Here is a 13,286-nt window from a genome sequence, read left to right as displayed (position 1 = left end):
ATTGTCAGGTGCTGCCACAACGGCTCATATCAAAAAGGGGAAGCGCAACGATCGTGGATCGTTATCTGCGCGAAGGAACCGGTCGATTGCGCTGATCCTCGGTTCCTGCCCGTTTCCCTGTTGACCAGCGGCAAAAGTGATCGATGCGACGATTTATGGGAGCCTTCACGCTTCTCACCCCTTTTCACCGGGGGTGGAAACGCCTATATGACGGTTGCCGGACTTCGGTCCGGCTATGGCAATAAACGGCCGGTGTAATAAACCTATTGGACCCGGGGGCGGTACCCGGCGCCTCCACCAAAAACCGGTCGGTCGCATGGAAACCTTGCGGACCGGCTTTTGATGGGGGCGAAATAGGATCGACAAGGGCTTAAAGATCGAACTTTTGCTCGGCATGATACCACCGTTATCGGGTCAAAAAGTGTAGTTGCAAACGACAACAACGCTAAGGGTTATGCTCTCGCTGCCTAATGGCGGTGCGGGAAATCCGAACTAAGTCCTTGGAGGTAGCACTTTAAGGCGGGGTCCGAAGGCACCTGGCAACAGAAGCCTTCACCTTCGCTCCCCAGTCGAATACTATGGAACTGACTCGGATGCTCGTCGGGGCTTCCCCGCGCCGGGCCGGCATGGCATAACGCGTCTGACTAAAAGACGAGAGAATGGAAAGACAGGACCGTATGGGGCAGGACCACATCCGTTACGATATTCTGGCGCAGGACGCGTTGCGCGGCGTCATCCGTAAGGTTTTGACCGAGGTTGCGGCCACGGGCCGTCTGCCGGGCGACCATCATTTCTTCATCACCTTCCTGACCGGCGCCCCGGGCGTGCGCATCTCGCAGCACCTCAAGGCGAAATATGCCGAACAGATGACCATCGTCGTCCAGCACCAGTTCTGGGACCTCAAGGTCTCCGATACCCAGTTCGAGATCGGCCTCTCCTTCTCCGACACCCCGGAACGCCTGGTCGTTCCCTTCAACGCCATTCGCGGTTTCTACGATCCTTCTGTGAATTTCGAGCTTGAATTCGAGGTGCCGCTGGCCGACGAGGACGAGAACACCACCGCCGAGATCACCGCCATCCCCGTAGACGCCATTTCCAAGTCTGCCGACACCGAAGCCAAGCCCGGCGAAGAGAAGAAGCCCGGCTCGGTCATCTCGCTCGATTCCTTCCGCAAGAAGCAGTAAGCGCCGGGAGGCGCGTCAGCCATGAGCGCCGAAATCGTCAACCTTCGCCAGTTCCGCAAAGCCAAGGAACGGCTCGAAAAGGAAAAGGAGGCGGAGCAGAACCGCCTCACCTTCGGCCGTACCAAGGCCGACAAGTCCCTGACCAAGGCACGCAACGACAAGGCGGAGAAGGGGCTCGACCAGGGCCGCCTGGAAAAGCCCGGCAAGGACGACTGACTTTCCGTCCGGTGTATATTAAGGATCCGCTAACCAAGCTTCAGCCGATCGGCTTGACGCCGGAAGTACCACAGTCTGAATAAGCGAGCTTGTTCCGAAGGTCCGGAGAGTTTCGTGATCCGCAAACATTCCGCGACCCTTCACGGTCATCGCACCAGTTTTTCCCTCGAGGACGAGTTCTGGCTCGAATTGAAGGCGATCGCAGCAAAGCGCGATATCAGCCTGGCAACCCTGATCGCCGAGATCGACGATCAAAGGGATGCCGCCAGCAATCTCTCGTCGGCGTTACGCGTCCATGTCCTGACGTGGCTCAAATCCTCCTAGATCCGAACCGGTTGGGGGCAGCTACTGCTGCACCCCTGGCAGGCTTGGCATATTGGAAATGCCGGGGGACGGAAAGTTCTGGCGGATCGCGCCGTCGGTCGGCGGCACGATGAGCTGCGGCGGCTGGCTGATCTGACGCTGACGCACCTCCTCCGCCGCACGCGCCGCCGCCTCCACCCCCTGACGCTGGCGTTCCGCCTCGGCCGCCTGCTGCTGGCGGGCCCGCTCTTCGGCCGCCGCCTTGTCGCGGGCCGCCTGCCGCTCGATCGCCTGGAAATTATAGAGCGCCACCTCGCGACGAAGACGCTGCTTTTCGAGCACGCTCGCCTGCAGCGTCTCGACACGCCGCCGCTGCTGCTCGAAAGCCCGCTGCGACAGGAAATTCGTGATCGCCGCGATATCGATCCGCTTGGTGGGGGCGGCAAGGTCCCCCGAATAGTCGAGCCGGATGGTCGGATCGCCGCCGGCCAGCGCTTCCTCGCCGGCATCGTAGGTGACCGCCAGATTTGCGCTCAGACTGTCATCCAGCAGATCGAAGCGCCCCTCGCCCGACAGCTTCGTGGTGCCGACGCCAGCCGCGACATTCTGCGCCCGCGCTTCGCCGGCCGTGATCGTCACGGGGATGGTCACGTTGCCGACCGCCGCACTTCCCTGATGCAGCAGGCCGGTTGCGATCGGCCGGACCCTCGCCTCCGTCACCTCGCCGCCAAGCTTGTCGACCCCGGCCATCAAGGGCTTCATCGCATCGGGATTGACGCCGGCGACGGTCAGGCCCTTCAGCCGCAACTCGGCCGAACCGCTCGTTGCACCCAGGAGCTCGGCCAAGGTCCTGCCGGTCGATTCGGCGGACATGTTGAAATCCAGCTTGCCGCTGGCGACCGGCTTGCCGCCAGCCTTCCAGACGAGCGGCGCGAGATCGGCGTTCTCAGCCGAAATCCGGGCCTGCAGAAGTCCTGTTCCGTCACCGTTCGACATCAGCAGCCGGCCGGCGAGCCGGCCGCCCTGCCAGTTGCCCGCACCGTTCTCGATGGTGATGCCGCCGCTGCGATGGGTGACCCTGGCAGCGAAATCATCGATATTGCCGAAAACGCCGGCATCGAACTGTCGGGCCTTGACGTCGAGAGCGATATCCGCGCCGGAAAAGATCGGCCGGGCGAAGGGTTTTGAGGAAAACGCCCCGCTCTGCGGATCGCTGAACGGCCCATAGATCGCCTCACCGAGCCAGGCAAGATCGAGGTTGTCGACGCTGAGCGAGCCGGTTGCCGGCATGCCCGGCGCCTTGCGATCGACTGTGATGTCGCCGCTGATTGCGTTGCCGTCCGCCGCACCTTTAAGGGCGGCGATCTTCACCGCCTCCGGCGTCATGCTGACATCCGCGTCGAGCGTCACCGGCATGCCAGTGCCGAACTGCGGCAGGCCGATGCCGTTCATCAGCAGATAGGGTTCCAGATCCGCGCTCCTGAGCGTGACGTGGCCGCTCCCCTCGCCAAAACCCTCGCTGCCGATCCGGATATCGCCGTTGATGTCCAGCGAAGTCTTTTCGGTCGTGAACGTCAACGCAGCCTTTGCGGCGGGATCCGGACCCTGGTGGACGTTGAGCAGCAGTTCTCCCGCGCCATCCCCCTGGAAAGGCAGGGGATCGAGACCCGCCTGCCCCAGGAGAACCATCGGATCGGGATTGTCGAGCGACGCAACGAGCGTCATGTCGGTGCCGCTCGTCAGGTCGAAGAGGCCTGGAAGCTTCAGGTTCGCATTGACCGCGCTGCCGTTGGTCTTGCCCTTGAGGACGACCTCCACGCCGTTCAGGTCGCCGCCGACGGTCAGGCTGGCACCGAGATCCGTGTTGGCGAACCAGGCGCCGTTTGCCGCAAGCCGGGCGAGAGCCGGATGCGCGGGCAGCCGGTCGCGCAGCATGGTCAGGAAAGCTGTCGGATCGGCGGAACGGAAGGTGAGGCTGCCATTGCCCGAATAGGCAAGCAGCGAGCCTTCTACGCGACCTCGTGCCGAAACCGTGGCGCCTTCGACATTGCCGATCGTCAGGCGCTCCAGTGACAGCGCCCCGCCGGCCAGGGTGAAGGCGGTGTCGACATTGTTGGCGGCGACCCCGAGGGCGGTGAACCGGTCGGCCTTCAGCGTCGCGGCAACCCGATGGTCGAGCACGTCCTGGCCTGCATCGTCGCCGGTCATCAGCGAGGCGAGCGCCCGCATCGCATCGATATCGATCTCGTTGCCGGCAAGGCTCATCGAAAGATTGGGCGTCTGCCCCTGGGCGGACTGGCGCTCCACACGGCCCTTGAGCGTTGCCGGACCGACCGCCAGTTCGAGGTTGTCGAACCGCTGCAGGTCCGGCGTCAGGTTGACCTTTGCCGAAAATCCCGCGGAGCGGAGTTGGCGGAGCTCAGGCGCTACCCGGCCCGAAAGCCAGTCGGAAAGTCCGGACGGCTGGCTGGAGGCAACCAGCATGTCGCCGACGAAGGACGTCCGGTCGCGAAGCACGAGGCTGCCCTTGGCCTCCAGCTGCGTGCGGCCCGGCAGGGTGGCGACCACGTTGTCCACCGTCCAGCCGCGCCCGGCGGGCCGGATGTCGAGCCTGATATCGCGTATGGTCGTGTCATTGGCGACGATCGCCGGTAGCCTGAGGCTGGCGCGGCCGGGCACCTGCGGAATGGGGATCGAGGCCGCCAGCCGGATGAAATTGTTGATACGGCGCTGCGCCGAAGCGGCCGCATCGCGGCCGGTCTTGGCCCGCGCGCCCTCGCCCAGCCGATTGACGTCGATCTGCTGGCCGTCTGCTGTCAGCAGGAATTCAGGCTTCTCGCCGGTATCGAGCGTCGCTTCGCCGGTTACGACGTAAGGGTTGTCCGTCGCCCCGACTTCCAGCCGGTATTGCGGAACGCGGATGCGTTCGTTGGTTACCTCGAACCCGCCCTTGAGGCGTGGCCCGGGCGGCGGCGGCGCCACCGGCTCGGTCTCGTCTTCCTCCTGCAGGAAGTCGAGGGTGAAGTTGCCGTTATAGGCCGGCTTGTTGTCGGCGACGGTAAGCTCGCCGTCGAGATTGACTTCCACCGGCTGTGCATCCGGCCAGAGCCTGAGGCGCAGCGGCATACGCTTGCCCTCGGCATCCGCCGTGCCGCTCGCCAGGTTGAACCGGGTCTCATAACCGTCGAGCGCCGCATTGCCTTCGCCGCGCCAGGGACCGCGCAGCGAGCCGGCAGAAAAATCGCCCGCGAGGCCCGTGATCTGCCGCGACTGCCCGGACTGTTCGTCGATCAGGTTGATCTCGCCGCCGGTGATATGCACATCCTCGATGACCACCGTGCGGGCCGGGATCGCGGCACGGCTGCCGCGCATCCAGTCGAGCGAGCCATCCTTCAACAGTCGGATCCGAGCCTTCGGTTCCTCGATGCGCATGTCGAAGATACGCGCCTCGCCCGAGAGGAACGGCGCCAGCTCCATATCCATCGAAAACCGTGCCACCTGCACCAGCGGCTGACCATCCGTATCAGGCCCCACCCGTACGTCATGCAGGGTGACTGAGGGAAACGGCAGTATACGCGCATCTACGTCGCCGTGGACGGTCACCTTCTTGCCGAGGATGCGGCTTGCCTGTTCCTCGAAGCCGACGCGCAGGCTCGACCAGTCGACGAAGAACGGCGCGAGCAGCGCTGTGAACAGCGCCACCACCACCAATCCGCCGAATGCCAACAGGATGCGTCCGAGCACGGTATCCGTCTCCCTGATCTTGCTTAAGAGACTAGTTCCATTGGGTTCACAGGCAAGTCAAGCTTGCGGGAGCATCTCATTCGGCAATCCTGAAGATCTTGCCCGGATTGAAGATATTATCCGGATCAAGGCCCCGCTTGATGGTCCGCATCAGCTCGACGGCGCCGCCCAGTTCCTCCTCGAGGAACGACATCTTGCCCTGGCCGACGCCATGCTCGCCGGTGCAGGTTCCGTCCATCGAAAGTGCCCGGTGGTTGAGGCGGGCGATGAACGCTTCGACCTTGTCGACCGAGGCCGGGTCCTTGCCGTCGAAGAGCACCAGGACGTGGAAATTGCCGTCGCCCGCATGGCCGACGATCGGGGCCAGCAACCCCTTTTCGGCAATATCGGCCTGGGTTTCGGCGACGCATTCGGCAAGCCTCGAGATCGGCACGCAGACGTCGGTCGAAAGGCCGTCGAGTTCCGGCGCCAGCGCCCGGCTCGCCCAGTAGGCATTGTGCCGCGCGTTCCAGAGCTTTGCCCGCTCCTCGGCATTGGCGGTCCAGAGAAATTCGTCGCCGCCGCATTCCGTGGCAATCTCGGCAAACTGCGCCGACTGCAGCGCCACCGTTTCCTCGGTGCCGTGGAATTCCAGGAAGAGCGTCGGCTTTTCCGGATAGGAGAGTTTCGAATAGGCATTGCAGGCCCGCATCTGCACGTCGTCCAGCAGTTCGATGCGGGCGACGGGAATGCCCATCTGGATGGTCATGATCACGGCGTCGCAGGCGGCCTTGACGCTCGGGAAGGCGCAGACGCCGCCGCCGATCTTTTCCGGAATGCCCTGCAGCCTCAACGTCACAGAGGTGATGACGCCGAGCGTGCCTTCCGAACCGACGAAGAGGCGGGTCAGATCGTAGCCGGCCGAGGATTTCCGGGCCCGCTGCGCGGTGCGGATTTCCTCGCCGTCGGCGGTGACGACGGTCAGCGACAGGACATTGTCCTTCATCGTGCCGTAGCGCACCGCATTGGTGCCGGAGGCGCGGGTGGCGGTCATGCCGCCGACCGAGGCGTTGGCGCCGGGATCGATCGGGAAGAACAGGCCGGTGTCGCGAAGCTCGCGGTTCAGCTCCTCGCGGGTGATGCCGGGCTCCACGGTTACGTCGAGATCGGCCGGGCTGACCCGGAGCACCTTGTTCATGCGGCTGAAATCGATCGAGATGCCGCCGGAGGGCGCATTCACCTGGCCTTCGAGCGAGGAGCCGATGCCGAATGGCACCACCGGCACGCGATGCACGGCGCAGGCCTTGACCACGGCTTTGACGTCATCGGCGCTTTCGACGAAGACGACGCCATCCGGCAATTGCGCCGGCAGATAGGTCGTCGTGTGGGCATGCTGCTCGCGAAACGACTGGCCGGTCTGGAAACGCTCCCCGAAGGATTGCTTGAGGATGCCGAGGACCGTCGAGATGCCCTCTTCGTTGCGAAGGCCCGCCTTCACATCCTTGATCGCCATGATCACTCTCCTCTTGTCTTTTCAAGGGATTGGTTAGGCGACGGGTCGGGTTTTGTCCAGCCGGAACAGCGGCGGACCGATCACGCAGAGTCCGGCCTTGGTGATTTCGGATTTTGCATCGGACGGGGCGCTGAAAGCTGCCCCCGACGAACTCGACATGCGGATGACGGACGCGGAACCTAGCCCGCTATGGCTACGCTCAGCCTCTGCTGTACCTGATCGACATTGCCGCGGACATAGACGGCCGTCGGCTTGCCGCCGGCGCTGGCAAGCGCGAGAGCGACGATGGTGACTTCCTCTTCGAAGGTCGTGACGTAAAGCACCTGGGCGGGATTGATGTATACGGACTGGTTATGGGTATTCTTGAAGCCGATCAACGCCATACGTCTCTCCTTCTGCTGCGTGGCAACATTGCCATGCCATGCACAAGGTTGCCGCAAGTTTAACAGGCGCCGGTCATGGACGTCATGGGCACAAGAACCCTCGAAAGCGACCACCGCAGCGAGATGTCCATCATGAGCCTCCCGCGTCGGTAAGTCCTTCAGCTCCATCCCGGCAGGGGTTACAGGAGCCCGACGCGAATCGCCGAAGTAGTCGTTGACCGAGGTGGAGGCGGCAGCTCCTTGATTCCGGTACACGGGCAGATCTTTTTCCCTCGGCGCCAAATAGTTCACCTGCAAGTCACCGATCGATGCGCTAGATCAGGTCCTGCCCTTATCAAGTTTCAGGAGATCAGCGATGGCGACAATTGCAATCATCGGCGCGGGTGCGATGGGGAGCGGCGTCGGCCGGCAGTTGGCGGACGGCGGCGCCAAGGTATTGACCTATCTGGACGGCCGCTCGCCCGAGAGCCACGACCGGGCCAGAGCCGCCGGAATGGAGCCCGCCCCGCTCGAAGACATCGTCGGGGCGGAGATCGTTCTGTCGATCGTCCCGCCCGGCGAGGCGATCGGCGTCGCGGAACGTCTGTCGGCGGCGATCGGAGAGCGCCCGAGCCCGGTGACATTCATCGATTGCAATGCGATCTCGCCCGACACGATGCGTCAAGTTGCAGCCGTCTTCAGGCTCGGCCAGGCGAACGTACTGGACGGCTCGATCATCGGCCTGCCGCCGCAGCCGGGAAAAGCCGGACCAAAACTCTATATCAGCGGTGACGGGGCGGACCGAAGCGCCGTTCTCGCCGCGCACGGGCTTCACGTCCGCCGGATCGAGGGCGCCATCGGCGCTGCCTCGGCGCTGAAGATGTGTTATGCGGGCATCAACAAGGGCGTCACCGGCCTCGGCACCGCCATGCTTCTCGCCGCCATCGGATCGGGTGCCGACCAGAGCCTCAGGCGGGAGATGGCCGAAAGCAACCCCGACCTCGATCGGAAACTCTCGGGCGCCATTCCGGACATGTATGCGAAAGCCTATCGCTGGGTGGCGGAGATGGAGGAGATCGCCGCATTCCTCGGCGAAGACGATCCGGCCTCGCTGATCTTCAAGGGAATGGCGGGCGTGTTTCAGAAGATGGCCGACGACCGGGCCGGCGGCGGCGCGCTTGCCGGCCAGCTCAACGACCTGCTCGGCCGGTAGGTCGTCGAAAATCTCGACGCTATCCTGTCTGTCCCCGGATCGGGTCCGAGGACAGCGGCTATGGAAGGGACAGGTCTTCTCTCCGCCCGTCACTCGGCGGCGAGCAGCTGTTCCTCTTTTTCCTTCTCGTTGTCCTGCTTCTCCTGCCCGCCGCGCGAGGCATGCGCCAGTTCCTCATGGAACCGCGCTTCCTCGTGCATATGCGGCTTGGCGAAGCCGGCGATCAGAAGGTAGGCGACCGGGGTGATGAACAGCGTCACGATGACCGCAAAGCCGAGACCGCCGACGATGACCCAGCCGAGCGCGATACGAGCTTCCGCACCGGCGCCCTGGGCCAGCAGCAGCGGTACGCCGCCGATGACGGTGGCGATCATCGTCATCATCACCGGGCGCAGACGCATGGCGCAGGCGGTTTCGATCGCCTCGCGCACACTGGTGCCGCGGTCCCGCAGCTGATTGGCGAATTCGACGATCAGGATGCCGTTCTTCGCCATGACGCCGACCAGCAGCACGAGACCGATCTGGCTATAGACGTTGAGGCTCGACCCGGTCAGCACCAGCGCGATGGCGGCGCAGGCAAGACCGAGCGGCACGGTCGACATGATGATGATCGACGACAGCACGCTTTCGAACTGCGCCGCCAGCACCAGGAAGATGATCACGATCGCAAAACCGAAGGTCATCAGCATGGCGTTGGAGTTTTCGCCGAGCGTCTTTGCCTCCGCCATTGGGACCAGGCGGACGCCCGCCGGCAGGAACGGCTGGGCGATCGCGGAGACTTCCCTGACCGCGTCGCCGAGCGCCACGCCATCGCGCAGGTTGGACGAGATGGACACCGAGGCGAGCTGTTCCTCGCGGTTGAGCTGCGGCGCCACCGCGCCTTCCTTCAAGGTCGCGATCGTCGACATCGGCACGATCTTGCCGTCGCCGGTCTTGAGGAAGATGTTCTCGAGATCGGTCGGGTCGTCGATCGGTCTCGTGGTCGAGGTGAGCTTAACGGGCAGCGCATCGCCGTTGACGAAGACGTCGACGACCGAGCGGCCTTCGAGCAGCGACTGCATGGCGGTCGACAGGCCGGTGATGTCGATCCCGAGGTCGGAGGCCCGCTCGCGGTCGATCGCCACCGAAAGCTGTGCCTGGGTCGGCTCGTTGGTAAGGCGCGGCGTATCGAAGAACCGGGCGCCCTCGCTTTCCATATGCGACACGAGCTTCAGAGCCGTCGAGGTCAGGACGTCGTAGTCGTTGCCGACCAGGGCCATCTGCAGGCCGTTGCCGGCGCCGCGGATTTTCAGGCTGTTGGCCTGCATGGTGAAACCGCGCAGGGCCGGAACCCTCAGAGCCGCGGCGTTGACGTCGGCGGCGATCTGGTCCTGCGTGCGGCTGCGCTCGCCCCAGGGCGCCAGCGTCAGAACCATGAAGCCGCTATTGGTGTTGCTGCCGAAACCCGAGATCGAGAAGACATTGGTGATCTCGCCGGAATCGCGCAGCGACTTCAGGTTCTCTTCGACGCGCTGCATCTGGTCGCGGGTATAATCGAGGCTGACGCCCTGCGGCGTCGTCAGGCGCAGCATGATCGTGGCGCGGTCTTCGCGCGGCGTCAGCTCGCTCTTGACCAGGCCGAAGACATTGTAGGCGGCAATCGAGAAGACCACCGACACGACGATGACGACCAGCGGCGCATTGAGGCAGAACCGCAGCGACGACGCATAGACTCTGGCGAACCCGTTGCCGAAGGCGCCGAGGAGACCGTGGTCCTCTTTCATCGGCTTGGTCAGCATGCGCGACGCGAGCATCGGGCAGAGCGTCAGGGCGGTGACCGACGACAGCGCTACCGAGAAGGCGAGCACGAAGCCGAATTCCTTGAACAGGCCGCCGATCTGGCCGGGCAGGAAGGACAGCGGAATGAAGACGGCGGCAAGCGTCGCCGTGGTCGCGATGACGGCGAAGAACACTTCCTGGGTGCCGAGCACGGCGGCGGCGCGCGGCCCCATGCCTTCCGCTCGTCGCCTGACGATGTTTTCGAGCACGACGATCGCGTCGTCGACGACGAGACCGGTCGCGAGCACGATCGCCAGCAGGGTCAGGATGTTGATCGAGAAACCGACGAGGTAGATCGCCACCAGCGTGCCGATCAGCGCCACCGGCATGGTGATCGCCGGGATCAGCGTGGCGCGCCAGTCACGCAGGAAGAGGTAGATGACGACGACGACGACCGCGGCCGAGAGCATCAACGCGATCTCGACTTCGTGCAGCGCGCCCTGGATGAAGATCGCGTCGTCGCCGGTGATGGCGATGCGGGTGCCTTCCGGTAGCGCCTTCTGCATCTCAGCGACGGCCGCCTTGACGCCTTCGGAAATGTTGAGCGTGTTCGACTGCGCCTGGCGGATGATGCCGAGGCCGACGCCCTGCACGCCGTTGGCGCGCAGCACCGTCGTGCCGTCATCGGGACCGAGCGCCACGGTCGCCACGTCGCGGACGCGGACATTCGGGCCGATCAGGACGTTTTCGAAATCCTGCGGAGTGGTGAGGTTGGCGGTGGCGCGAACGACGATATCCTGGGTCGTGCTCTTCAGCGAGCCGGCCGGAACGTCGAGCGCCGCGCTCGACAGCGCATTGGAAACGTCGGCGACGGTCAGACCGCGGCCAGCCAGGGCGGCCTGGTTGACATCGACGCGGAACACCTTGTCCTGATCGCCGTAGAGTTCGACGTCCGCGACACCTTCGACGGCGGCAAGCCGGTCGACGACCTCGTTGTTGACGAGCTGGGTAAGATCTTCCATCGACATGTTCGACGATGTGACCGCAAGGCGCATGATGGCGTCGGAATCGGCGTCCGCCTTGACGATGCGCGGTTCGTCGGCATCGTCCGGCAGCTGGTTGACGACACGGCCGACCGCATCGCGCACGTCATTTGCGGCTTCCGACAGATCGACGCTGTCGGAAAACTCCATCGTCACGCGGCTGGAGCCGAACTGCGACTGCGAGGACAGAGCCTTGAGGCCGGAGACGCGCGCGACGGCGCCCTCGATGACCTGGGTGACTTCCTGGTCCATCGTCTGCGGCGAGGCACCGTCGTAATTGGTGCGCACGGTGATGACCGGCTGGTCGACGTCAGGAAGTTCACGCACCTCGACGCCGGCAAGAGCCGCGAGACCCGCAACGACCAGCAGCGTGTTCAGAACCGCGGCGAGGATCGGCCGGCGGACGAAGAGGGCGGTAAAGCTCTGCGCGGATTTCTCCGCCTCGGCCTTCCCCTCGTCGTCATGGCCAACGCCTGGGAGTTCGATCTTCATTGGCGCGCCACCTCAGCCGTTTCCGGCGCCCCCAAGATCCGGACCGGCGCCCCTTCCCTCACACGCTGCAGGCCTTCGGTCACGATCCTGTCGCCCTCTTTGAGCTCGCCGCCCACGAGGACCGCATCGGGGTTGCGCTGGACGACGCGCACCCGGGTCTTGACGGACTTGTTGTCCCTGACCTGCCAGACATACGAACCTTCGCCGTCCCACTGGATGGCCAGCGGATCGACCGCGGGGTATCGTTCGCCGGCAAAGCGCATGCCGACGTTGAAGGCCATGCCGGCGCGCAGCACGTCGCCCGGATTTTCCACCCGGGCGCGGATGCGCATCGTGCGGCTTGCCGGATCGATGCGGTTATCGATCGCCTCGACCTTGCCGGAAAAGACCTGGCCCGGACGGGCGATCGAGCTCGCCTCGACCGGCTGGCCCGGCTCGATCGCAACCGCGAAACGCTCCGGCGCCCAGAAGTCGACCAGAATGGCCGTGCGGTCGTCGATCGTCACGATATTGGTCTGGGTGGTGACGTTGTCGCCGATATTGACCGCCACGATGCCGGCAATGCCGTCGATCGGGGCGGCGATATCGCGGCGCCTGAGATTGAGTTCGGCGGTGGAGAGTGCGAGTTTTGCGGCCTGTTCGGCGATCTGCGCATCGAAAACGTCGAGGCGCGAGAACGACTGCAGGTTCTTGTAGGAAGCGGATTTTTCCTGGGCGCTGGCGAGCGCCACCCGCGCCTTGTCGCGCTCGATCGTCTGCTCTTCGTCGTCGAGGCGGGCCAGAACCTGGCCCTTGGTGACCTTCTGGCCCGACGTCACCATGATCTCGTTGATGGTACCGGAGGCCTGCGGCATGACGACGACCGACTGGATGGCCTGACCGCTGCCGATCGCCGAGAGGCGGTCGTTGACGGTGCCGATCGCGACCGGCTGAGCGACGACGAGCGTCGCGCGGTTGCCGCCTTGGCCCCCACCCTGGCCGCCTGCCCCGCGCTGCCCATTCTGCACGGCGCCCTGGGCTCCGCCCTCGCCTTGCGGACGCGCCGCAGCATTGCCGTTGGCACCACCCGCTGGAGCAGGTGCGGGCTGGGCTGAGGTTCTCGGAATGACGGCGGCGATCACTTCACCGGGAATGCCCATCTTGGTCAGGGTTCCGCCGGCGCTCGGCACCAGGTAGACCCACAGGCCGAGCGCTCCGGCCAGGACTACGATACAGAGCAGAAGCTGTTTCCAAATCCGCATTCAATTCTCCGATGGCGGCACCAGGAGGCCATTATTGCTCGGGAGTATCCTTTTTTGCGGGTGCTCACGCAATGGGTGTTCGGCAACCTTACAAAAATGTAACCTCACGGAATTTCACGGATATGTTAGGCCGGAGGCATACATATACTCCTAAAATCGCCGCTTTCGCAGTGGGCAACCGGCGGCCTCTTCACAATTTGGCCTTGCCTTGTGTGAACAGTCGGAATGAAAGCAGAAC

The 13,286-nt window shown here is 64.2% G+C and carries 9 protein-coding genes and 1 other RNA gene; 5 read left to right on the top strand and 5 right to left on the bottom strand.

All coding sequences use genetic code 11. The features are described from left to right. The first annotated feature begins 177 nt into the window (after positions 1-177). From ssrA to C5J24_RS03765, 4 genes are all read left to right on the top strand, one after another. Positions 178-557: a transfer-messenger RNA gene (gene ssrA, locus C5J24_RS03780) on the top strand. 120 nt (positions 558-677) lie between these two features. Next, positions 678-1,184: an SspB family protein gene (locus C5J24_RS03775; RefSeq protein WP_046667613.1), complete on the top strand. Its 507-nt coding sequence runs from the start codon at positions 678-680 to the stop codon at positions 1,182-1,184. 21 nt (positions 1,185-1,205) lie between these two features. Continuing rightward, positions 1,206-1,400 (top strand): DUF4169 family protein, encoded by a 195-nt coding sequence (locus tag C5J24_RS03770; RefSeq protein ID WP_046667612.1) that lies wholly within the window; start codon positions 1,206-1,208, stop codon positions 1,398-1,400. A gap of 114 nt (positions 1,401-1,514) precedes the next feature. Beyond that, positions 1,515-1,724: a ribbon-helix-helix domain-containing protein gene (locus C5J24_RS03765; protein ID WP_046626051.1), complete on the top strand. Its 210-nt coding sequence runs from the start codon at positions 1,515-1,517 to the stop codon at positions 1,722-1,724. Positions 1,725-1,745: 21 nt separating this feature from the next. Here the strand turns inward: C5J24_RS03765 and C5J24_RS03760 are convergent, their stop codons facing one another. The 3 genes from C5J24_RS03760 to C5J24_RS03750 all read right to left on the bottom strand — a co-directional run bounded on the left by C5J24_RS03760 (position 1,746) and on the right by C5J24_RS03750 (position 7,322). Beyond that, entirely contained in the window at positions 1,746-5,447 is a 3,702-nt protein-coding gene (locus C5J24_RS03760) for an AsmA family protein (RefSeq protein ID WP_105415701.1), read from the bottom strand. A gap of 76 nt (positions 5,448-5,523) precedes the next feature. Continuing rightward, on the bottom strand, positions 5,524-6,939 hold the full coding sequence (locus C5J24_RS03755) for an FAD-binding oxidoreductase (RefSeq protein WP_105415699.1): 1,416 nt from the start codon (positions 6,937-6,939) through the stop codon (positions 5,524-5,526). Between the two features lie 179 nt (positions 6,940-7,118). Continuing rightward, on the bottom strand, positions 7,119-7,322 hold the full coding sequence (locus C5J24_RS03750) for a hypothetical protein (RefSeq protein WP_105400806.1): 204 nt from the start codon (positions 7,320-7,322) through the stop codon (positions 7,119-7,121). A gap of 355 nt (positions 7,323-7,677) precedes the next feature. On the opposite strand from C5J24_RS03750, the gene C5J24_RS03745 reads away from it, so the two are divergent. Beyond that, a complete protein-coding gene (locus tag C5J24_RS03745) occupies positions 7,678-8,514 on the top strand; it encodes an NAD(P)-dependent oxidoreductase (RefSeq protein ID WP_105415697.1) in 837 nt (278 codons plus the stop codon). Positions 8,515-8,603: 89 nt separating this feature from the next. Here C5J24_RS03745 and C5J24_RS03740 read toward each other — a convergent pair whose 3' ends face one another. Together C5J24_RS03740 and C5J24_RS03735 are read right to left on the bottom strand one after the other, a co-directional pair. Continuing rightward, on the bottom strand, positions 8,604-11,807 hold the full coding sequence (locus C5J24_RS03740; protein WP_105415695.1) for an efflux RND transporter permease subunit: 3,204 nt from the start codon (positions 11,805-11,807) through the stop codon (positions 8,604-8,606). Continuing rightward, positions 11,804-13,048, bottom strand: coding sequence for an efflux RND transporter periplasmic adaptor subunit (locus tag C5J24_RS03735; protein WP_105415693.1), 1,245 nt, complete (start codon positions 13,046-13,048; stop codon positions 11,804-11,806). The genes C5J24_RS03740 and C5J24_RS03735 overlap by 4 nt, the downstream gene beginning before the upstream one ends. Positions 13,049-13,286: the final 238 nt, after the last annotated feature.

Origin of the sequence: Neorhizobium sp. T25_27 (assembly GCF_002968565.1) — a bacterium.
Lineage (GTDB): Bacteria > Pseudomonadota > Alphaproteobacteria > Rhizobiales > Rhizobiaceae > Neorhizobium > Neorhizobium tomejilense.
This window is presented reverse-complemented; position numbering and strand designations above follow the sequence as displayed.

Excerpts from the sequence above, each read along its gene's own strand:
- C5J24_RS03775 (WP_046667613.1), top strand. The coding sequence starts at position 678 with ATGGGGCAGGACCACATCCGTTACGATATTCTGGCGCAGGACGCGTTG.
- C5J24_RS03770 (WP_046667612.1), top strand. The coding sequence starts at position 1,206 with ATGAGCGCCGAAATCGTCAACCTTCGCCAGTTCCGCAAAGCCAAGGAA.
- C5J24_RS03755 (WP_105415699.1), bottom strand. The coding sequence starts at position 6,939 with ATGGCGATCAAGGATGTGAAGGCGGGCCTTCGCAACGAAGAGGGCATC.
- C5J24_RS03750 (WP_105400806.1), bottom strand. The coding sequence starts at position 7,322 with ATGGCGTTGATCGGCTTCAAGAATACCCATAACCAGTCCGTATACATC.
- C5J24_RS03745 (WP_105415697.1), top strand. The coding sequence starts at position 7,678 with ATGGCGACAATTGCAATCATCGGCGCGGGTGCGATGGGGAGCGGCGTC.
- C5J24_RS03740 (WP_105415695.1), bottom strand. The coding sequence starts at position 11,807 with ATGAAGATCGAACTCCCAGGCGTTGGCCATGACGACGAGGGGAAGGCC.
- C5J24_RS03735 (WP_105415693.1), bottom strand. The coding sequence starts at position 13,048 with ATGCGGATTTGGAAACAGCTTCTGCTCTGTATCGTAGTCCTGGCCGGA.